Raw genomic sequence first — 19895 nt, forward strand, 5'->3', positions numbered from 1 at the left:
TGCGTGAGCAGGAAGCGAGGCGATCGTGAAGGTCATGGCACAACTCGCGATGGTGATGAACCTCGACAAGTGCATTGGATGCCACACCTGCTCGGTGACCTGCAAACAGGCGTGGACCAACCGGTCGGGCACCGAGTACGTGTGGTTCAACAACGTCGAAACCCGCCCGGGCCAGGGCTATCCGCGCACCTACGAGGACCAGGAACGCTGGCGCGGTGGCTGGGTCCGGGATACCAAGGGACGGCTGCGTCTCCGCGACGGTGGACGCCTCGCGAAACTCGCCCGCATCTTCTCGAACCCGAAGATGCCGTCGATCCACGACTACTACGAACCGTGGACCTACGACTACGACAACCTGACGAACGCCCCGCTCGGCGACCACGTCCCGGTGGCCTCGCCGCGCAGCCTCATCTCCGGTGAACCGATGAAGGTGGAATGGTCGGCGAACTGGGACGACAACCTCGGTGGCTCACCGGCGATCGTGCCCGACGACCCGATCCTGAAGAAGGTCGGCGACCGGGTCAAGCTCGAGTTCGAGCAGACCTTCATGTTCTACCTGCCGCGGATCTGCGAGCACTGCCTCAACCCGTCGTGTGTGGCGTCGTGTCCGTCCGGCGCGATGTACAAGCGGTCGGAGGACGGCATCGTCCTCGTCGACCAGGACCGGTGCCGCGGCTGGCGGATGTGCGTGTCCGGATGCCCGTACAAGAAGGTGTACTTCAACCACAAGACCGGGAAGGCCGAGAAGTGCACCTTCTGCTACCCGCGGGTCGAGGTGGGGCTGCCGACCGTGTGTTCGGAGACGTGCGTGGGCAGGCTCCGGTACATCGGTCTGGTCCTCTACGACGTCGATCGGGTCCTGGAGGCGGCATCGGTGGAGAACGACACCGACCTGTACGAGGCGCAACGCGGCCTGCTGCTCGACCCCCGTGACCCCGAGGTGATCGCCGGCGCCCGCGCCGAGGGCATCTCCGACGAGTGGATCGAGGCCGCGCAACGGTCCCCGGTCTACGACCTGATCAGCACTTACCGGGTCGCGTTGCCGCTGCATCCGGAATACCGGACGATGCCGATGGTCTGGTACGTGCCACCGCTGTCACCGGTCGTCGACGCCGTCAGCCGGGAGGGACACGACGGCGAGGACATCGGTAACCTGTTCGGCGCCCTCGACGCCCTGCGCATCCCCATCGCGTACCTCGCGGAACTGTTCACCGCCGGGGACACCGCGACGGTCGAGGCGGTGTTGCGACGACTCGCCGCGATGCGCTCCTACATGCGCGACATCAATCTCGGCCGCGAGACCCGCCCCGAGATCCCCGAGGCCGTCGGCATGACCGAGGAACGGATCTACGAGATGTACCGGCTCCTCGCGCTCGCCAAGTACGACGAGCGGTACGTCATCCCGACCGCCTACGCGGCCGAAGGGCATCGGCTCGAGGAGTCGGCGACGGACTGCGCGCTGTCCTACGAAGGTGGCCCCGGCATGTACGAGTCGGGTCCGTTCGGGGAGGCCAGCGGCGTCCCGGTCCCGGTGGCGGTCGAGACCTTCCACGCCCTCGCACAGCGGCAGACCAGTGAGGGGATGGCGGCGAACGCGTCGAACCCGTCGCGGGTGAACCTCCTGAACTGGGACGGCAAGGGCGTACCGACGGGCATGTTCCCGGGCGGTCACGACACGAGGGGGGAGAAGCCATGAGACTGCTGCGTCCACGGCGCGCCGGCGTCGATCGCGCCCTGCACCGTCGCCTCGTCCGTCAGGCCGCGTCGCTGCTGCTCGCCTATCCCGACGCCGGACACGCCGGACGACTGGACGTCGCCGGGCAGCTTGTCGACCACATCACCGGTCCCGAGCAGGACATGCTGGGGACGGCGATCCGCGCACTGGACGAACCGGATCTGCTCGTCCTGGCCCAGCGGTACGTCGAGACCTTCGACCTGCGGCGACGCTCGACGATGTACCTGACCTACTGGACCGCGGGCGACACCCGGAATCGCGGCGCCGAGATGCACGCCTTCGCGAGTGCCTACCGCGCCGCGGGCGTCGAGCCGCCCGCCCACGAATCACCCGACCATCTGCCGGTCGTCCTCGAATTCGCGGCCACCGTGGATCCCGCCGCGGGCGAGGAACTCCTCACCCGGTATCGGGTGGCCCTCGACGTGCTGCACACCTCCCTGCACGAGGCCGGCTCGCCGTACGCGCAGGTCGTCGCAGCCGTGTGCGCGACGCTCCCGCCGGTCACCGACCGGGACGAGGAACGGGCCCGGCGCCTCGCGCAGGCGGGACCGCCCCGCGAGTCGATCGGTCTGCAGCCCTTCACCCTGACGGTGCCGCCCCGGCGAGGAGTTCCGGAATCATGAGTGCAGGAGAGATCTTCTGGGACGTGGTGCCGTACGTGACGCTCGCGATCGTCGCGGTGGGGACCTGGTGGCGGTACCGATACGACAAGTTCGGATGGACCACCCGTTCGTCCCAGCTGTACGAGGCGCGGTTGCTGCGCATCGCGAGCCCCATGTTCCACTTCGGGATCCTGGTCGTGATCGTCGGCCACGTCATCGGCCTGGTGATCCCGCAGTCGTGGACCGACGCCGTGGGATTGAGTCAGCACGCCTATCACGTGCAGGCCATCACGCTCGGCACGATCGCGGGTGTCTCGACGCTCGTCGGCATCTCCCTGCTCGTGTATCGCCGTCGCACCCGCGGTCCCGTCTTCAGCGCCACCACTCTCAACGACAAGGTCATGTATGTCGTGCTCGTCGCCGCGATCGTGGCGGGTCTCGCCACCACGCTGATGGGGTCGGGTGTCGTGGGCGAGGAACACAACTACCGGGAGACCGTCTCGCCGTGGTTCCGGTCGATCTGGGTCCTGCAACCCCGCGGCGACCTGATGGTGGAGGCGCCGTTCAGCTTCCAGCTGCACGCGCTGATCGGCCTCGTGCTCTTCGCGATATGGCCGTTCACCCGCCTGGTCCACGCCTTCAGTGCCCCCGTCGGATACCTGTTCCGGCCGTACATCGTCTACCGCAGCCGCGAGGAGGCACGTCCCGGCCGGCTCGTGGGTTCGCAACCGCAACGACGGGGGTGGTGAGCGCGACCGATGGTGGGGGACAGTCCCGGTGTACTGTGAAATGTTCCGCGCCCTCCGACCTTGTCAGGACCACCGAAGATCCCCATGGCTTCCAGTTCCCACGTGAAGAACGACGCTTCGACCCCCGCACCCGTCGCGGCCACCGGCGTCCGCCGCTCGGTCCTCCCCGGGGGAGTGCGGGTCGTCACCGAGCACGTCCCGGGAGTGCGCTCGGCGGCGGTCGGCGTGTGGGTCGGTGTCGGATCCCGCGACGAACAACCGTCGGTCGCAGGCGCCGCCCACTTCCTCGAGCACCTGCTGTTCAAGGCGACCCCGACGCGTACCGCTCTCGACATCGCCGAGACGATGGACGGGATCGGGGGAGAGCTCAACGCGTTCACCAGCAAGGAACACACCTGCTTCTACGCGCACGTCCTCGACGACGACCTGCCGATCGCCGTCGACGTCGTCGCCGACGTCGTCCTGCGCGGCCGGTGCCTGAGCGCGGACGTCGACGTCGAGCGTCAGGTGGTGCTCGAGGAGATCGCGATGCGCGACGACGATCCGGAGGATCTGCTCGGCGACTCGCTGCTCACCGCGCTGTACGGCGATCACCCCATCGGCCGGCCGATCATCGGATCCGTCGAGTCGATCGAGTCCATGACCCGGACCCAGCTGCACTCGTTCCATGTGCGCCGCTACACCCCGCCGCGGATGGTCGTCGCGGTCGCCGGCAACGTCGACCACGCGCACACCGTCGAACTGGCCCGCCGCGCCTTCGCCGGTCACCTGGACTACGCGGCCACCCCTGCGCCCTGCCGCGACGGACGGCTCGAACTGCGCACTGCGCCGATGATGAGCATCGTCGAGCGCGACAACGAGCAGGCGCACCTGACGCTCGGCGTGCGGTCCTTCGGCCGGCACGACGGGCGTCGCTGGGCGCTGTCGGTGCTCAACGCAGCCGTCGGCGGTGGGCTGAGTTCGCGCCTGTTCCAGGAGGTGCGCGAGAAGCGGGGCCTGGCCTACTCGGTGTACTCCGGCACCGACACCTTCGCCGACACCGGCGCCTTCTCCGTGTACGCGGGCTGCCAGCCCGACAATCTCGGTGAGGTCGCCGCGGTGGTCCGTGAGGTGCTCACCGACGTGGCCGAACACGGCATCACCGACGCGGAATGCGCTCGCGCAAAGGGGTCGCTGCGCGGCGGTCTCGTGCTCGGACTCGAGGACACCGGGGCGCGCATGCACCGGATCGGCCGCAGCGAACTGAGCTACGGGCAGCACTGGGGCATCACTGAGACCCTCGAACGCATCTCGTCGGTGTCCACCGAGGAGGTGCGCAGCGTGGCAGCCGACCTGCTGCACCGGCCGTTCGCGGTCGCCGTCGCCGGCCCCTACCGGCGCACGCGTGATCTTCCGGCGTCGGTGCGCGCGCTCGTGTCCTGAATCGTCCTCAGCTGAGCCAGTCGGCTCCGGAGGCGTCCGATGTCGTGCGCGACGGGTCCCACCGCGGCAGCGAGTTCCGACGCCGCGACCTCCGAGACGAACACGACCCGCACGTCGCGGTCGTGGAGCACATCCACGAGATTGGCGAACCGCTGCGCGGGTTCGCGACCCACGGTCGTCAGATCCGGGATCTTGTCGACGACCCAGAACAAGTGGTCCGCCGCGAGCGCCAGATAGTCGGCCGGAGCCGTGGGATGCCCGCAGAGATCGCGGAAATCGAACCAGAGACAGTCCTTCTCGGCCCGTAGGGCGCGGAGCGGACGCCCCGCCGGGCGCAGAACCCGATGTTCGACCGGTGCCGGCCGCTCGAGACCGAGCCGTCGTAGCTGCGGATCGGACGGGGAGACGGCCCAGATCCCCGATGCGAATCCCTTCGCATGGTCGGAGCCGAGCCGGTGGTCGCGCGGACCGTCCAGAGCGACGATGGTCGCGCTCCGCTCGACGAGCTCGATCGTCGGGACGAAGCCGTCGTGGAAGAGCGGGTTGGGGAGCAGGTCGCGTGGAGGATAGTTTGAGGTCAGGACGAGACGCGTGCGGCGAGCGAGCAGTGCGGGGAACAGCCGGGCGACGAACGTGCCGTCCGCCGGATCGTGGACGTGGAATTCGTCGAAGCACACGAGTTCGGCGCGGCCGATCAGGTGATCGAGTGCGGCGTCGAGATCGAAGCGGTGCCGTCGCAGCTCGACGTGCAGGTCGCGGAAGAACTCGTGGAAGTGGACGCGCAGCTTGTTCCGTCCGGGATAGGCCGAGAAGTACACGTCGGCGAGCCAGCTCTTGCCGCGTCCGGGTGGGCCCCACAGGTAGACGTTCGGGCGCTCGGGATGACACAGCTGTTCGACAGCGTCGTGTTGCGCGGGATCGAGCACGAACCCCCGGCTGCGCGAGGCGTCCTCGAAGACCGTGCGGGGGACGGGGTTCGACGAGGCGGTGTTCGGCGACATGCGGTTTCTGCGTCGGCGCAACCTCACGGCCGTTACTCTATCATCGTAGAGTGACGACTTCACCCGAACGTCCCTCCCGGCGCACGGCCATCAGCGATGCCGCCCTCGAACTCGCCGCCCGCGGTGGCAACCACGCGGTGACGCACACGGGCGTCGACGTGCACCTCGGCCTGCCGAAGGGATCGACCTCCTACTACTTCCGCACCCGCCACGCGCTCGTCTCGGCTGCGATCACCCGCCTCGCCGAACGGTCGCGCGCGGATTTCGCCGCGCTGTTCGACGACACGACCGGCGACCCGAGCCCTCCTGCCGACCTGATCGCGCGCTATCTCGAACGCCTGCTCACTGTGCGTCGCACCGATGTGCTGGCTCGCTACGCGCTCGCGCCCGACGCGCGCCTCGAACCGGAGGCTGCCGAGGCGCTCGCGGCCTGCATGTTCTCGATCTCCGCGGCCACCGATCTCGTGCGGGAGCTCGGTGCGCCGGACCCCGAGACCGCGGGGCGCGATCTGGTGACCCTGCTCGAAGGAGTTCTGTTCGACCGCACCCACGGCGCTCGTGCCCATACATCCTCGGATTCGGACACGGCGTGCGTCGACGAGATCCGTTCGGCGGTCGCTCTGTGGCTCGACGCGCTCTGCGCGCAGCAGTAGGTGGCGTTCGACCCGCTCGGGACGTCTACGGGTGGTTGCGTAGGATTTCCGGGGGAGACGGCAACGAAAGGGCGTGACGACGCAAGTGGATGCAACACAGGTTCGGGTGGGTGTACTCGGTGCTGCCGGCAAGGTCGGCCAGGCGATCTGCGCCGCCGTCGACGCCGCGTCCGATCTCGAGCTCGTCGCCACCGTCGACAAGGGCGACAGCCTCGACGCCTTCGTGAACTCGCAGACCCAGGTGGTCGTCGACTTCACCCACCCCGACGTCGTCATGGACAACCTGCACTTCCTCGTCGAGAACGGCATCCACGCCGTGGTCGGAACCACCGGCTTCGACGACGAGCGGCTGGATCGCGTGCGGAGCTGGCTCGCCGACCGCCCCGAGGTGGGCGTGCTCATCGCGCCGAACTTCGCGATCGGTGCCGTGCTGTCGATGCGCTTCGCTCAGACCGCCGCCCGGTTCTTCGATTCCGTCGAGGTGATCGAGCTGCACCACCCGAACAAGGCCGACGCCCCGTCCGGCACCGCCTACCGCACCGCCCGTCTGATCGCGCAGGCCCGCGCCGAGGCCGGTGTGGCTCCGAGCCCGGACGCCACCACCACCGAACTCGACGGTGCGCGCGGCGGTGACGTCGACGGTGTCCGCGTGCACTCCGTGCGTCTCGCCGGCCTCGTCGCTCACCAGGAGGTGCTGCTCGGCACCCAGGGCGAGACCCTTACCATTCGGCACGACTCGATCGACCGTTCCTCCTTCGCTCCCGGCGTGCTGCTCGGTGTGCGGGAGATCGGTAAGCGACCGGGTCTGACCGTCGGAATCGATCCCCTCCTCGACCTGTGAGAACCGGCTCGCTCAAGGTCCTCGTCCCCATTGCGTTCATCGTGGTGGCGCTGGGGTTCTACTTCGTTCTGCTCGGCTCCACCGGCCTGGAACTGGTCCGGTCCGGTGAGGTCGCGGCGATCGGTCTCGGGATCGGCATCCTCATTCTCCCGATCGTGGGAGCCTGGATCGTCTACGCGACCCTCCGCGCAGGGCTGCAGCATCAGCACCTCGCGCGGCGGATCCACGACGAAGGCCTCGAACTCGACATCGACGATCTGCCTCGCATGCCGTCGGGCCGGATCGAGCGGGACGCCGCCGACGAACTGTTCGCGACCGTGAAGCAGGAATGGGAAGCCGACCCCGACAACTGGCGCAACTCCTACCGGCTCGCACGCGCCTACGACTATGCGGGCGACCGCAGTCGTGCGCGGGAGACGATGCGCCGAGCCGTTGCGCTCGAGAAGCTCGAACGGGACGGCCACGCCGGTTCCTGAACCGGCGAGCGGCTTTGACAACCTCGAGATGGTGCAGCAGCCTGCTGATGTGACGGACGAGGCTGTGGAAGACCGGGCAGGGGCGGGCGAGGCAGGGCGCGAGGACGGATCCCGCACAGTGCTGGTGGTGCATCACACCCCCTCGCCGCCGACTCGCGAGATCCTCGAAGCCGTCCTGGAGGGAGCGCGGGACCCGGAGATCACGGGTGTCACAGTCCGGGTGGTCCCCGCGCTGGGCGCCACGGTGCCCGATGTGCTGGCCGCCGACGGCTTCCTGTTCGGCACGACAGCCAATTTCGGTTACATGTCGGGTGCGCTCAAGCACTTCTTCGACACGGTCTACTACCCGTGTCTCGATGCCGTGGCCGGCCGTCCCTACGGTCTGTGGGTGCACGGGAACAACGACACAGCCGGCGCTGTGGCGTCGGTTCGGCGCTTGACCACCGGGTTGGGTCTCGTGCAGGCTGCTGCCGATCTCGAGATCACCGGACCGGTCGACGCGAAGGTACGCGAGCAGTGCTACGAGCTCGGCGCCATCGTCGCGGCGACCGCGGCCGGTGACATCTGACGTCAGCGGAAGTTCTTCTCCGTGAACGACTTGAGGCCCTTTCCGGCGGTTTCGAGGGCCATCTTCTCGGCGCGCCGCACGAGGAATCCGGGGATGGGGACCTTCGGATCGATGGTCAGTGAGAACTCGGCCGTCGTGCCGGATCCCTTGGCGGTGAGGGTGTAGGCGCCGTCCTGCTGGCGCTGCTGGCTGCTCTCCACCAGGGTCCACGACATCGACCCGTCGCCGTTCCAGGAGTACTCGACGACCTGCTCGTCGGTGATGCCGACGATCGAGACGGTCATCCGTACGCGGTGGGGTCGTCCGTCGGGGTGGGTGGACTCGACGGTGACGGACTTGTGGGTCGACGACCACTCGGGCAGGCGTTCGACCGCGGCGAGCGCGGCCATCACCTGCTCCGGGGTTGCGTCGATGTCGAAACTCCTGGTGCTGCTGACTGCCATGCGCCCTCCGCGTCGCCCGATTGTGTGCGTCGGCACTCTATCGTGCGGTGAGGTGCCTTACGCGTCGCTGCGCGGGTTCGTGTCGTCGGGGCCCGCAGTGTCGTTGCGGCCGGCGGCGTCGTCCGGGCCCGCGGTGTCGCTCGGGTCGGACGGCTGCGGCTCGGTGGGTGCGGGCGGGGTGGGCTTCGCCCAGCCACCCTGACGGCGCCATTCGTCGGCGCGGCGCTGATAGCGCATCTGCTCCCGTAGGGCGCCCTGTACCGCCTGCGCCATCCAGGAGTTGAGTGACACTCCGCTCTGCTGCGCCGCTTCCTCGGCCTTGGTCTTGATCTGTTCGACGAGGCGCAGGGTGACCCGGCTGATGTCGCCCGTCATCTCCTCGAAGGACGGCGTCGGATCCTCGTGCGGGGGAGCGGGTTCGCTGTGGACGGCGAGGACGGCATCGGTGCCGTCGAGGCGCACCGTGACGGTGCGGTCGCCGAGTTCGTCGCTGATCTCGTTGGCCATGTCGGACAGTGCTGCCAGGACCGCGAGGCGGACGGGTGCGGCGATGGCGGTCGCGAGGGCTGCGGCGGTGCGGCGGGTCTGCTCGTCGCCGAGTTCGGCTGCGGAGATCACGGAGTCCGTGATGGCGGACGTGTACTTGTCGATGTCCATGACGCCAGTGTGACGTCACCGATGATGTCACGCAAGGTGTCATCGTGATGTCATCGATCGTCGCAGGTCGAGGCGCGTTAGTGTGCGGATGGAAGAGACGGCGCGTCCGGAGGATGCCCGACGACCGAGGCGAGGAGGAGACGATGGCGCCCGAACCCGCCGTTCCGAAGGTCCGGCTCATCGCCACGACGGAGTTCCACGTCCCCGACGACGTCGACTGGGACACCGACGCCGAGGGCGGCGAAGCGCTCGTCGAGTTCGCCGGTCGCGCCTGCTACCAGAGCTGGTCCAAGCCCAACCCCCGCACCGCGACGAACGGCGGATATCTCCGTCACCTGCTCACCGTGGGGCACCTGTCCGTTCTCGAACACGCGACGGCGACCTTCTACATCACCGGCATCTCCCGTTCGTGCACGCACGAGCTGATCCGGCACCGGCACTTCTCGTTCTCGCAGCTGTCGCAGCGTTTCGTCGCCGACGGTGAGGTGCCCGTGGTGGTTCCGCCCGCGATTGCGGGCGATGCCGAACTCGAGGAGTTGTTCTTCGCGGCCGCGGAGCGCAGCCGCGAGGCGTATGTGGCGCTGTTGGCGGCGCTCGACGAGAAGCTCTCGCATCTTCCCGCCGGTCCGTTGCGCGCCAAGCAGGTCCGGGAGGCCGCCCGGGCGGTGCTCCCCAACGCCACGGAGACCCGCATCGTCGTCACCGGAAACTACCGATCGTGGCGTCACTTCGTCGCCATGCGCGCGACCGAACATGCCGACGTCGAGATCCGGCGTCTTGCCGTCGAATGTGTGCGTCAGCTCGCGGATGCCGCACCGAACGCGTTCTCGGACTTCGCGATCACGAAGCTGGCCGACGGCAGCGAGATCGCAGCTCCCACGCTTGCGACCGACCTCTGATCGACCGCTACACCGATCTGTGATCCGTCTTCGGGGGGCGGGCGTGTGTCGAGCCGGCCTTGCCACGCGGTAGCCTTCTGACCATGACCAACGGTGATTCCGCAACTGCTGTCGAGCTTCCGTTCGGCACCGTCGCCACAGCGATGGTGACCCCGTTCACTGCCGATGGCAAGCTCGACGTGGATGCGGGCGTGAGTCTGGCGAACTACCTCGTCGACGGTGGCTGTGACGCACTGGTTCTCGCCGGTACGACCGGCGAATCGCCCACGACGACCGAGAACGAGAAGATGGAGCTGATGCGGGCCGTGCTCGCATCCGTCGGCGACCGCGCCAAGATCATCGCCGGGGCCGGCAGCAACGACACCGCCCACAGCGTCGAGCTCGCCCGCGACGCCGCGCGAGCCGGTGCGCACGGCCTGCTCGTGGTGACCCCGTACTACTCGCGGCCCCCGCAGGCCGGCCTCTACGCCCACTTCGTCGCGGTGGCCGACGCGACCGATCTGCCGGTCATGCTCTACGACATCCCACCTCGATCCGTCGTGCCGATCGAGACCGACACACTGCGTCTGCTCGCCGAGCACCCGCGGATCGTCGCGGTGAAGGACGCCAAGGGCGATCTGAACGCGGGCGCCGAGCTGATCGGTACCACCGACCTGAAGTTCTACTCGGGCGACGACCCCCTGAACCTGCCGTGGCTGTCCGTCGGCGCCGTCGGATTCGTCAGCGTCATCGGCCATCTCGTGCCCGGTCGCCTGCGCGAACTGCACACCGCTTTCGAAGCCGGCGATCTCGAGCTCGCCCGCCGCATCAATCTGTCGATGGTGCCCATCTATCGCGCCGTCGCTCGGCTGGGCGGCGTGAGCGCCTCGAAGGCCGGCCTGCGGCTGCTCGGCATCGACGTCGGAGAGCCTCGTCTGCCGCAGGTCGCCCCGGTGACCGCGCAGATCGACGCTCTCGCGGCGGATCTCCAGGCTGCGGGGGTGCTGTGATGAGCCGCCCCGCACGCGGCCGGGGCCGCGCCACCCGCAACGCCGGTCCGCCCGCCCGCGTTCCGCGGCGTGTCGCGCAGAACTCGGCGAACCCCCAGCGTCCGGACGCCCGCATCGTCGATCCCACCGAGCGATTGGGTCTGCCGCCGAAGGCTCCTCGCGACGGTCTGCGGGTCGTCGCGCTCGGCGGTATCGGCGAGATCGGCCGCAACATGACGGTCTTCGAGCACCAGGGCCGGCTGCTCGTCGTCGACTGCGGGGTGCTCTTTCCCGAGGACCAGCAGCCGGGCGTCGACCTGATCCTGCCCGACTTCCGGTACATCGAGGACCGGATGGACGACGTCGAGGCGATCGTCCTCACCCACGGCCACGAGGACCACATCGGTGCCGTGCCGTTCCTGCTGCGCCTGCGCCCCGACATCCCGGTCGTCGGGTCCAAGTTCACCCTGGCGCTCGTCGCGGCGAAGTGCCGCGAACACCGCCAGCGTCCCAACCTCGTCGAGGTCGTCGAGGGGCAGACCACCTCGCACGGTCCGTTCGAGTGCGAGTACTTCGCGGTCAACCACTCCATCCCGGACGCGATCGCCGTCGCGATCCGCACCGCTGCGGGCATCGTGCTGCACACCGGCGACATCAAGCTCGACCAGCTGCCGCTCGACAACCGTCTCACCGACCTCGCGGGCTTCTCCCGCCTCGGCGACGAGGGTGTCGACCTGTTCCTCGTCGACTCGACGAACGCCGAGGTCCCCGGCTTCGTCACACCGGAGCGCGAGATCGGCGGAGTGCTCGACACCGTCATCGGCAAGGCCGCCAACCGGGTGATCGTCGCGTCCTTCGCGAGCCACGTGCACCGCATCCAGCAGATCGTCGACGTCGCCGAGCGCTACAACCGGCGTGTGGCGTTCGTCGGCCGGTCGATGGTCCGCAACATGCAGATCGCGCAGGATCTGGGCTACCTGAACGTGCCCGACGGCCTCGAGGTCGACATCGACACCGCCGCGAGCCTGCCCGACGACCGGGTCGTGCTGGTCTCCACCGGTTCGCAGGGCGAACCGCTCTCGGCGCTGTCCCGGATGGCGCGCGGCGAGCACCGGCAGATCAACATCCGGGCCGACGACCTCGTCGTCCTCGCGTCGTCGCTGATCCCTGGCAACGAGAACTCCGTGTTCGCGGTCGTCAACGGCCTGGCCAAGCGCGGCGCGAAGGTCGTCACCCAGCAGAACGCGAAGGTGCACGTCTCCGGTCACGCGTCGGCCGGCGAGCTGCTGTATCTCTACAACGCGGTGCGACCCACCAACGCGATGCCCGTCCATGGCGAGTGGCGCCACCTGCGGGCGAACGCCGCACTGGCCGAGGCCACGGGTGTTCCCCGCGAGCGGATCGTGCTCGCGGAGGACGGTGTGGTCGTCGACATGGTCGACGGACTCGCGGACATCGTCGGGCGCGTCCCGGTCGGTCACGTCTACGTCGACGGCCTGTCGGTAGGCGACGTGGGCGAGTCCACGCTGTCCGATCGTCTCGTCCTCGGCGAGGGTGGTTTCATCTCCATCTCAGTCGCGGTCGACGCCGCGACCGGCCGTGCGGTGAGCACCCCGGAGGTCTCCGGTCGCGGTTTCTCCGACGACCCGGACGCACTCGACGAGGCGGCGCAGCTCGTCGACAAGGCGCTCAACGAACTCGCTGCCGAAGGGGTCACGGAGACCCATCGCATCGCCCAGGGCATCCGCCGGGTCGTCGGCCGCTGGGTCGCCGAGACCTATCGTCGTCGCCCGATGATCGTGCCCACGGTGATCCCGGTCTCCTGATTGCGGTCCGCGCGGGCCCGCCGAACACGCGGGCTCGCGCGATGGGCGAGGGCAGGAGTGATCGCTAGAGTGGCGGAATGAGCCTCGCCCGAAGCGAACGACATGCCCTCGTCCGCACCATGTCCGAGGTCGGACCCGACGCGCCGACGCTCTGCGGCGACTGGACGGTCCGGGATCTCGCCGCGCACCTGCTCGTCCGCGAGCGCCGCGTGGACGCGATGCCCGGCATCGTCGTCCCGGCCCTGGCCGATCACATGGAGAGGGTGCGACGCTCCGCCACCGACCGACAGTGGGCACACGTGCTCGCCGACGTCGATTCCGGCCCGCCGAAGTGGTCGCCGATGTTCCTGTTCGACGCCGTCGCCAACGCGGCGGAGATGTTCGTGCACCATGAGGACGTGCGCCGCGCGCAGCCCGGATGGGAGCCGCGGACGCTGTCGGCGGACGATCAGGACCAGCTTTGGCGCATCGCGCGGATGATCGGACGCAACAGCTACGGCGGATGCGACGTCACGGTGATCTTCGAGAGGTCCGGTTCCGGCGAGCGGGTCGCCCTGCGCAAGCGCGGTCCGCGCACCGTCGTGCTGCGCGGCGAACCGTCCGAACTCGTGCTGCACGCCTTCGGCCGCGACCAGGTGCGGCTCGAGATCGAGGGCGACGAGTCGGCGGTCTCCGAACTGGCGGGATCGAAACGCGGCCTGTGAGCGCTCGCCCGGACGGCGTGTGACCAGTGCCGCCGACCGGTACCCGTGTTGCTGATGGTTCATGAGAGGTCCGTGCGGCTACCCTGGCGGATATGGCAGGAAAGTCGTCGGGCAGCCGCGGAACGTCGTCTACGACCTCTCGGTCGCGGACGGGGGCGCGGGGCTCGGGCGGCAGCACCTCCCGTGCTCGCAGCGCGGGTGCCTCCACCTCGAAGACCAGATCGACCGCGAAGACGAAGGCGTCCGGATCGACCCGGTCCACCCCTGCGCGCAAGCCGCGCGCCGCGGCCTCGACCGCGAACCGTCGCAGCGGCGGCACCGCACGTCGCGCTCCGGCCGCGAGTCGACGCCCCGCGCCCGCCCGTCCCCGGCGCAGTTCCGGGGGGATCCTCACCGCCGTGGGCCGCACCGTCGGCGCCGGCTGGATGATGACGGCCCGCGCTGTCGGAGCCACGACCCGCACGATGGGTCGCGCCACCGAGATCGAGTCCGGACACCGTCGCGACGGCATCGCGCTCGGATTGATCTCCATCGGTGTGATCATCGCCGGCACGGTGTGGTTCGGCGTCGGCGGCCCGGTGGGGGAGTGGGTCGAGACGGCCGTCCGCGCCATAACCGGTGGTGCGAGCGCGGTCCTTCCGCTCGTCGCGGTCGGCATCGCGGTGACGCTCATGCGCACCGAACCGCATCCCGAGATCCGTCCCCGGCTCGTCGTCGGCGGACTGCTCGTCGGTCTCCCCGCACTGGGCCTGTGGCACGTCGCCTCCGGTTCACCCACCGACGCGGAGGGCCGCTCGGAAGGGGCCGGTTTCGTCGGTGCCGCCGTGGGCGGCCCGCTCACTTCCGGGCTCACCGTCTGGCTGTCTGTGCCGCTGATGCTCCTCGCGGCGGGCTTCGGGATCCTGCTGCTCACCGGCACCACGGTGCGGGAGCTGCCCGAACTGTTCCGCGACTACTTCGGCCTCGGCTACCGCGCCGACGACGAGTACGGCGACTACGACGACGATTACGGCTACGACGAGCCGCCGATGTTCGACGCCGACGGCTACCCGATCGACGAGCCGCCCGCCCCCAAGCGGTCCCGCCGCCGGCGTACCCCGGTGGAGAACTACCCGCCTGACGAGTTCGACGGCGATGCGAAGACCGAGGTGCTCCCGCTGTGGGACGACCGCGCATCCGATCCCGAGGCGCCCGCCTCACCGCCGGCCACACTGGAGGTGCCCTCGGTCGCCGAGACCCCGGCCGCAGCGCCGGCCCCGGCTCCCGCCCGCAAGAAGCCGAAGGCCGCCCCGGTACCCGAGGTCGTCGACCAGACCTCCGAGCCGGAACCGGCCGAGACGTTCGTGCGCGACCGCGAGGTCGACGGCGACTACACGCTGCCCTCACTGGAGCTGCTCACCAAGGGCGACCCGCCCAAGACGCGGTCGGCCGCGAACGACCAGATGATCGAGGCGATCACCGAGGTCCTCGAACAGTTCAAGATCGACGCCGCGGTCACCGGCTTCACCCGTGGCCCGACCGTCACCCGTTACGAGGTCGAACTCGGCCCCGGCGTCAAGGTCGAGAAGATCACCGCGCTCGCCCGCAACATCGCGTATGCGGTTGCGACCGACAACGTCCGGTTGCTCGCACCGATCCCGGGCAAGTCCGCCGTCGGCATCGAAGTCCCCAACACCGACCGCGAACTCGTGCGGCTGTCGGACGTGCTCGCAGCACCGTCGACCCGCCGCGACCATCACCCCCTCGTCATCGGTCTCGGCAAGGACATCGAGGGCGACTTCGTCTCCGCCAACCTCGCGAAGATGCCGCACCTGCTGGTCGCCGGTTCGACCGGTTCCGGTAAGTCGAGCTTCGTCAACTCGATGCTCGTGTCGCTGCTCATCCGCGCGACGCCCGACGAGGTGCGGATGATCCTCATCGACCCCAAGATGGTCGAGCTGACGCCCTACGAGGGCATCCCGCACCTGATCACGCCGATCATCACGCAGCCGAAGAAGGCCGCGGCGGCACTGGCCTGGCTCGTCGAGGAGATGGAGCAGCGCTACCAGGACATGCAGGCCAACCGCGTGCGCCACATCGACGACTTCAACACGAAGGTGAAGTCGGGGGAGATCACCGCACCGCTCGGTAGCGAGCGCGTGTACCGGCCGTATCCGTACATCCTCGCCATCGTCGACGAGCTCGCCGACCTGATGATGACGGCCCCACGCGACGTCGAGGACGCGATCGTCCGCATCACCCAGAAGGCCCGCGCCGCCGGCATCCACCTCGTGCTCGCCACCCAGCGACCCTCGGTGGACGTCGTCACGGGTCTCATCAAGACGAACGTGCCCTCGCGACTCGCGTTCGCGACGAGTTCGCTCACCGACTCGCGTGTCATCCTCGACCAGCCCGGTGCCGAGAAGCTCATCGGTATGGGCGACGGACTGTTCCTGCCGATGGGTGCGGGCAAGCCGATCCGCCTGCAGGGTGCGTTCATCACCGACGAGGAGATTGCAGGGGTCGTCGACTTCGCCAAGAACCAGGCCGAACCCGAGTACAACGAGGGCGTCACCGCCCCGAAGGCCGGCGACAAGAAGGACGTCGACCCCGACATCGGCGACGACCTCGACGTCTTCCTGCAGGCCGTCGAACTCGTCGTCACGAGCCAGTTCGGTTCGACGTCGATGCTGCAGCGCAAGCTCCGCGTCGGCTTCGCCAAGGCCGGTCGCCTGATGGACCTGATGGAGACCCGAGGCGTGGTCGGGCCGAGCGAGGGCAGCAAGGCCCGCGAGGTGCTGGTCAAACCCGAGGAACTCGACGGCCTGCTGTACTCGATCCGTGGCGGCGGGGATCCGGTGGAAGTGCCTGCCGCAGAGCAGTGAGACATGCCCGTTCGACCGGCCGTCCCTGTTGCCTTCCGGCGGGAAGTGACGATGTGTGGCACAATCGTGGGAGCTGTGGAGGGGAGTATCCCCAGATCCGCGGCGGTCTCGTCAACACGTTCGGCACCGATGCCGTCCCGGGGCCGTCGGTCCGGCGATAGTCCGGGCGGGAGAGACCTCCGGCAGGTACGCATACCTACCGGAAGGCCTATGTGCCCATGCACGTAAACCTGACTACCTGGTTGATCACGATCGCCGTCATCATCGGGTTGTTCATCTTCGACTTCTTCGCCCACGTCCGCAAGCCGCACGCGCCCACACTGCGCGAATCCGGTTTCTGGTCGGCCGTCTTCGTCGCCATCGCGATCCTCTTCGGCGTGATCGTCTTCGCGGTCTGGGGACCGACCTACGGCGGTGAGTACTTCGCCGGCTACATCACCGAGAAGGCGCTGTCGGTCGACAACCTCTTCGTGTTCGTCATCATCATGGCCACCTTCGCGGTGCCCCGTGAGTACCAGCAGAAGGTCCTCACCATCGGCATCGTGCTGGCGCTGGTCATGCGCGGAGCCTTCATCGCGGTCGGTGCCGCGGCGATCAACGCCTACAGTTGGGTGTTCTACCTGTTCGGCTTCTTCCTCATCTACACGGCGGTCAAGCTCATCCGCGACCACGGTGAGGACCCGCAGGCCATCTCGGAGAACCGGATGGTCAAGCTGGCCCGGAAGTTCCTGCCGGTGCACGACGAGTACGACGGCGACCGCCTCGTCACCCGCATCGACGGCAAGAAGTTCGTCACGCCGATGCTGCTCGCGCTCGTCGCGATCGGCTTCACCGACATCCTCTTCGCGCTCGACTCGATCCCCGCGATCTACGGTCTGACCAACGAGCCGTACCTGGTGTTCACTGCGAACGCCTTCGCGCTGATGGGCCTGCGCCAGCTGTTCTTCCTCATCGGCGGTCTGCTCGAGCGGTTGGTCTACCTGTCCTACGGACTGTCGATCATCCTCGCGTTCATCGGCGTGAAGCTGGTGCTCCACGCCCTGCATGAGAACACGCTCGGCTGGATCAACGGCGGCGAGCACGTCGCCGTCCCGGAGATCTCCACCGGCGTGTCCCTGATCGTGATCGTCGGAGTGCTGGCCGTGACGACGGTGGCCAGCCTGCTCAAGACGCGCGGTGAGAAGGAATCCGTCAGGAGTTGAACACGCCCATCACCGGGTTCCACCCGGTGATGCGCACGGCATCGACGAGGTCGCGCTGCGCGAACGGGTCCTGGGCCATCAGTTCGCGCGCCGCGGCCTCGTCGGCCACGTCGACGAGGATGAGCGCACCCGAACCGTCGGTCCACGGGCCGGTCGCCCGCACGATGCCCTGTTCGACGAGATCGCCGAGCCATGCTCGGTGCTTCGGGCGGTGCTCGTCGCGCGCCGAGGCGGTCGCATCCGAATAGGTGTACTCGACGGCGAACAGGGCCATGCGGGCCTCGCTTTCGTGGGTCTCGATCAGAGGGTGAGGAGCATCCGGGTGTTCCCGAGCGTGTTCGGTTTCACGTAGCTCAGGTCCAGGAACTCCGCGACGCCCGTATCGTACGACCGGCACATCTCCGCATAGACCTCGGCCGTCACCGGAGTCCCCTGGATCTCCGTGAAACCGTGCCGCGCAAAGAACTCCACCTCGAAGGTGAGCACGAACAGTCGTTCCAGCTCGAGCTCGCGGGCGACCTCGATGAGGCGCTCGACGATCAGGTGACCTGCGCCGTGGCCCTTCACGGACGGGTCGACGGCCACGGTGCGCACCTCGCCGAGATCCGACCACAGCACGTGCAGGGCCCCGCACCCGACGACCCGACCCCCGAGTTCGGCCACCCAGAACTCCTGGACGGCCTCGTACAGGGTCACCAGATTCTTCTCGAGCAAAATCCTGCCCGCATAGATGTCGATGAGCCGCTTGATCTCGGGCACGTCGGAGGTTCGGGCGCGCCGTACGACCATTCGATCGTTCGAGTCGTGGTTCGTCGGCGGTGTCGTCATGCGGTGAACAGTAGCGCGTGCGGCTACCGATATTGTGGGGCACATGAGCACGCCCCGCCAGCATGTCACCGCGTCGGGCGGGAGCGGCGCCGCACCGGGACCGCACGCCGGGAGCCCGCACGATCCGGTGCCGTTGTGGAACATCGCCAACATCTTGACGGTGGGTCGGATCGCGTTGGTACCGGTCTTCCTGGTGCTGCTCTTCGTCGGCGACGGGCACGACATCGGGTGGAGGCTCGCGGCGACCGGAGTCTTCGCGATCGCCGCCATCACCGACCGGATCGACGGTCAACTCGCGCGAAAGCACGGTCTCGTCACCGATTTCGGCAAACTCGCCGATCCTATCGCCGACAAGGCCCTCATCGGTGCCGCGCTGGTCGGGCTGTCGATGCTCGGTGACCTGTCGTGGTGGGTCACCGGGATCATCGCTGCTCGGGAGCTGGGGATCACCGCCCTGCGGTTCGCCGTACTCCGGCACGCCGTGATCCCGGCGAGTCGCGGTGGCAAGCTCAAGACGCTGGTGCAGACGCTCGCCATCGGTGTCTACCTGCTGCCGCTGCCCGAATCGGTGGCGCCGGTGGCGATCGGCCTGATGATCCTGGCGGTCGCCCTGACGGTGGTGACGGGACTCGACTACGTGGTCCAGGCGATCCGGCTGCGTACCGGGGTGCGCCGGAGCGAGAGCGAGACCGCCCGTGCGGAGGACGTCCCGAGGGTGGACGTCCTGGGGGTGGACGTCGCGGGGGTGGACGTCGCGGGGGTGGACGTCGCGGGGGAGGGCGCCGCTGCCCAGGACACGCCGGGCGACGGCCGCACGGTGGGCGAGGACGCCCGGTAACCACGGGGCGGGACATGCGGGATCCGGCTCGGTGCGGTCGACACCGCTGTGTCGGGACTACGCTGTGTCGGGACTACTCGGGCGTCTGCAACCGCCGTCGGCGTTGTAATGTCTGGACACCGCGGTATCGAGGTCCGATCGATCTGCGGGAACCTCGCAGCGTCGTCGTGCGTTGACGAGGTGTCGGCACGACGGACGAAGGAGGATGGGATGGCGCTGTTGTTGCGTGAGGCACTCGGTGACAGCCTTCGGCGCACCCGTGTTTCGCAGAGCCGCACCCTGCGCGAAGTCTCCAGCAGCGCCCGGGTCAGCCTCGGCTATCTCTCGGAGATCGAGCGCGGCAGGAAGGAGGCCTCGAGCGAACTGCTCGCGGCCATCTGCGATGCACTGGAGGTCCCGCTGTCCGACGTGCTGTTCGATGTGAGCGGTCTGCTGGCGGACGGCCTCGACCGTCGCACGGACATGGAGACCACCGCAGCCGACACGGCACCGGCCGAGCGGTCCGACGACGGCGCCACCGCCGAGCCCGGGTTGCTCGCGCAGGAGCCGCGCATGGTGATCCCTGCACCCGCCGCACAGGCGCTGGCAGCCGCCTAACATGGATCACGAACCGTGCCGG

Annotated in this window: 20 protein-coding genes and 1 pseudogene; 16 read left to right on the top strand and 5 right to left on the bottom strand. The window is 68.6% G+C overall.

The window, feature by feature from the left end; genetic code table 11:
* The first annotated feature begins 25 nt into the window (after window positions 1-25).
* From narH to BO226_RS06105, 4 genes are all read left to right on the top strand, one after another.
* Window positions 26-1696, top strand: a complete 1671-nt coding sequence (gene narH, locus BO226_RS06090; RefSeq protein WP_071934814.1) for a nitrate reductase subunit beta — start codon at window positions 26-28, stop codon at window positions 1694-1696.
* On the top strand, window positions 1693-2358 hold the full coding sequence (gene narJ / locus BO226_RS06095; protein WP_006551258.1) for a nitrate reductase molybdenum cofactor assembly chaperone: 666 nt from the start codon (window positions 1693-1695) through the stop codon (window positions 2356-2358). Before narH ends, narJ begins: the two co-directional genes overlap by 4 nt.
* Window positions 2355-3086, top strand: a complete 732-nt coding sequence (gene narI / locus BO226_RS06100; RefSeq protein WP_006551257.1) for a respiratory nitrate reductase subunit gamma — start codon at window positions 2355-2357, stop codon at window positions 3084-3086. Before narJ ends, narI begins: the two co-directional genes overlap by 4 nt.
* Before the next feature lie 84 nt (window positions 3087-3170).
* Window positions 3171-4508, top strand: a complete 1338-nt coding sequence (locus tag BO226_RS06105; RefSeq protein WP_071934815.1) for a M16 family metallopeptidase — start codon at window positions 3171-3173, stop codon at window positions 4506-4508.
* On the opposite strand, the gene zapE is transcribed toward BO226_RS06105, so the two are convergent.
* Window positions 4457-5509, bottom strand: coding sequence for a cell division protein ZapE (gene zapE / locus BO226_RS06110; protein ID WP_006551255.1), 1053 nt, complete (start codon window positions 5507-5509; stop codon window positions 4457-4459). The two genes, BO226_RS06105 and zapE, sit on opposite strands and share 52 nt — an antisense overlap.
* 50 nt (window positions 5510-5559) lie before the next feature.
* On the opposite strand from zapE, the gene BO226_RS06115 reads away from it, so the two are divergent.
* The 4 genes from BO226_RS06115 to BO226_RS06130 all read left to right on the top strand — a co-directional run bounded on the left by BO226_RS06115 (window position 5560) and on the right by BO226_RS06130 (window position 8047).
* Window positions 5560-6162, top strand: a complete 603-nt coding sequence (locus tag BO226_RS06115; RefSeq protein WP_064060421.1) for a TetR/AcrR family transcriptional regulator — start codon at window positions 5560-5562, stop codon at window positions 6160-6162.
* An 85-nt stretch (window positions 6163-6247) separates the two neighbouring features.
* Window positions 6248-7003, top strand: coding sequence for a 4-hydroxy-tetrahydrodipicolinate reductase (gene dapB, locus BO226_RS06120; protein WP_198040647.1), 756 nt, complete (start codon window positions 6248-6250; stop codon window positions 7001-7003).
* On the top strand, window positions 7000-7479 hold the full coding sequence (locus BO226_RS06125; protein ID WP_071934816.1) for a hypothetical protein: 480 nt from the start codon (window positions 7000-7002) through the stop codon (window positions 7477-7479). The genes dapB and BO226_RS06125 overlap by 4 nt, the downstream gene beginning before the upstream one ends.
* 64 nt (window positions 7480-7543) lie before the next feature.
* Entirely contained in the window at window positions 7544-8047 is a 504-nt protein-coding gene (locus BO226_RS06130; protein ID WP_051424906.1) for a flavodoxin family protein, read from the top strand.
* Window positions 8048-8049: 2 nt separating this feature from the next.
* On the opposite strand, the gene BO226_RS06135 is transcribed toward BO226_RS06130, so the two are convergent.
* Window positions 8050-8490 carry an SRPBCC family protein gene (locus BO226_RS06135; RefSeq protein ID WP_006551250.1) on the bottom strand — a complete coding sequence of 147 codons (441 nt, stop codon included), beginning with the start codon at window positions 8488-8490 and terminating at the stop codon, window positions 8050-8052.
* A 57-nt stretch (window positions 8491-8547) separates the two neighbouring features.
* Window positions 8548-9147 carry a hypothetical protein gene (locus BO226_RS06140; RefSeq protein ID WP_006551249.1) on the bottom strand — a complete coding sequence of 200 codons (600 nt, stop codon included), beginning with the start codon at window positions 9145-9147 and terminating at the stop codon, window positions 8548-8550.
* Between the two features lie 143 nt (window positions 9148-9290).
* Here BO226_RS06140 and thyX point away from each other — a divergent pair, with 143 nt between their 5' ends.
* From thyX to BO226_RS06170, 6 genes are all read left to right on the top strand, one after another.
* The gene (gene thyX, locus BO226_RS06145; RefSeq protein WP_024100675.1) at window positions 9291-10046 is read left to right on the top strand and encodes an FAD-dependent thymidylate synthase; all 756 of its coding nucleotides are present in this window, start codon (window positions 9291-9293) and stop codon (window positions 10044-10046) included.
* 83 nt (window positions 10047-10129) lie between these two features.
* Window positions 10130-11035, top strand: coding sequence for a 4-hydroxy-tetrahydrodipicolinate synthase (gene dapA, locus BO226_RS06150; protein WP_006551247.1), 906 nt, complete (start codon window positions 10130-10132; stop codon window positions 11033-11035).
* Entirely contained in the window at window positions 11035-12840 is a 1806-nt protein-coding gene (locus tag BO226_RS06155; protein ID WP_071934817.1) for a ribonuclease J, read from the top strand. The genes dapA and BO226_RS06155 overlap by 1 nt, the downstream gene beginning before the upstream one ends.
* A gap of 77 nt (window positions 12841-12917) precedes the next feature.
* Window positions 12918-13544 (top strand): TIGR03085 family metal-binding protein, encoded by a 627-nt coding sequence (locus tag BO226_RS06160; RefSeq protein WP_071934818.1) that lies wholly within the window; start codon window positions 12918-12920, stop codon window positions 13542-13544.
* Between the two features lie 92 nt (window positions 13545-13636).
* A complete protein-coding gene (locus BO226_RS06165) occupies window positions 13637-16408 on the top strand; it encodes a DNA translocase FtsK (protein WP_198040612.1) in 2772 nt (923 codons plus the stop codon).
* Window positions 16409-16626: 218 nt separating this feature from the next.
* Window positions 16627-17610, top strand: coding sequence for a TerC family protein (locus BO226_RS06170; RefSeq protein ID WP_006551278.1), 984 nt, complete (start codon window positions 16627-16629; stop codon window positions 17608-17610).
* Here the strand turns inward: BO226_RS06170 and BO226_RS06175 are convergent.
* Together BO226_RS06175 and BO226_RS06180 are read right to left on the bottom strand one after the other, a co-directional pair.
* Window positions 17600-17884 (bottom strand): YciI family protein, encoded by a 285-nt coding sequence (locus tag BO226_RS06175; protein WP_033096530.1) that lies wholly within the window; start codon window positions 17882-17884, stop codon window positions 17600-17602. The genes BO226_RS06170 and BO226_RS06175 overlap by 11 nt on opposite strands.
* 26 nt (window positions 17885-17910) lie before the next feature.
* On the bottom strand, window positions 17911-18438 hold the full coding sequence (locus tag BO226_RS06180; protein ID WP_228045020.1) for an amino-acid N-acetyltransferase: 528 nt from the start codon (window positions 18436-18438) through the stop codon (window positions 17911-17913).
* A 43-nt stretch (window positions 18439-18481) separates the two neighbouring features.
* Here BO226_RS06180 and pgsA point away from each other — a divergent pair.
* Together pgsA and BO226_RS06190 are read left to right on the top strand one after the other, a co-directional pair.
* Window positions 18482-19132 (top strand): annotated as a pseudogene (gene pgsA, locus BO226_RS06185) (CDP-diacylglycerol--glycerol-3-phosphate 3-phosphatidyltransferase); the annotation flags it as partial.
* Window positions 19133-19486: 354 nt separating this feature from the next.
* On the top strand, window positions 19487-19873 hold the full coding sequence (locus tag BO226_RS06190) for a helix-turn-helix domain-containing protein (protein WP_006551282.1): 387 nt from the start codon (window positions 19487-19489) through the stop codon (window positions 19871-19873).
* The last annotated feature ends 22 nt before the right edge of the window (window positions 19874-19895 follow it).

This window comes from Rhodococcus sp. 2G (assembly GCF_001886355.1).
Classification (GTDB): Bacteria; Actinomycetota; Actinomycetes; order Mycobacteriales; family Mycobacteriaceae; genus Rhodococcus; species Rhodococcus pyridinivorans.

Excerpts from the sequence above, each read along its gene's own strand:
- narJ (WP_006551258.1), top strand. The coding sequence starts at position 1,693 with ATGAGACTGCTGCGTCCACGGCGCGCCGGCGTCGATCGCGCCCTGCAC.
- narI (WP_006551257.1), top strand. The coding sequence starts at position 2,355 with ATGAGTGCAGGAGAGATCTTCTGGGACGTGGTGCCGTACGTGACGCTC.
- BO226_RS06105 (WP_071934815.1), top strand. The coding sequence starts at position 3,171 with ATGGCTTCCAGTTCCCACGTGAAGAACGACGCTTCGACCCCCGCACCC.
- zapE (WP_006551255.1), bottom strand. The coding sequence starts at position 5,509 with ATGTCGCCGAACACCGCCTCGTCGAACCCCGTCCCCCGCACGGTCTTC.
- BO226_RS06135 (WP_006551250.1), bottom strand. The coding sequence starts at position 8,490 with ATGGCAGTCAGCAGCACCAGGAGTTTCGACATCGACGCAACCCCGGAG.
- BO226_RS06140 (WP_006551249.1), bottom strand. The coding sequence starts at position 9,147 with ATGGACATCGACAAGTACACGTCCGCCATCACGGACTCCGTGATCTCC.
- thyX (WP_024100675.1), top strand. The coding sequence starts at position 9,291 with ATGGCGCCCGAACCCGCCGTTCCGAAGGTCCGGCTCATCGCCACGACG.
- dapA (WP_006551247.1), top strand. The coding sequence starts at position 10,130 with ATGACCAACGGTGATTCCGCAACTGCTGTCGAGCTTCCGTTCGGCACC.
- BO226_RS06155 (WP_071934817.1), top strand. The coding sequence starts at position 11,035 with ATGAGCCGCCCCGCACGCGGCCGGGGCCGCGCCACCCGCAACGCCGGT.
- BO226_RS06160 (WP_071934818.1), top strand. The coding sequence starts at position 12,918 with ATGAGCCTCGCCCGAAGCGAACGACATGCCCTCGTCCGCACCATGTCC.
- BO226_RS06165 (WP_198040612.1), top strand. The coding sequence starts at position 13,637 with ATGGCAGGAAAGTCGTCGGGCAGCCGCGGAACGTCGTCTACGACCTCT.
- BO226_RS06170 (WP_006551278.1), top strand. The coding sequence starts at position 16,627 with ATGCACGTAAACCTGACTACCTGGTTGATCACGATCGCCGTCATCATC.
- BO226_RS06175 (WP_033096530.1), bottom strand. The coding sequence starts at position 17,884 with ATGGCCCTGTTCGCCGTCGAGTACACCTATTCGGATGCGACCGCCTCG.
- BO226_RS06180 (WP_228045020.1), bottom strand. The coding sequence starts at position 18,438 with ATGACGACACCGCCGACGAACCACGACTCGAACGATCGAATGGTCGTA.
- BO226_RS06190 (WP_006551282.1), top strand. The coding sequence starts at position 19,487 with ATGGCGCTGTTGTTGCGTGAGGCACTCGGTGACAGCCTTCGGCGCACC.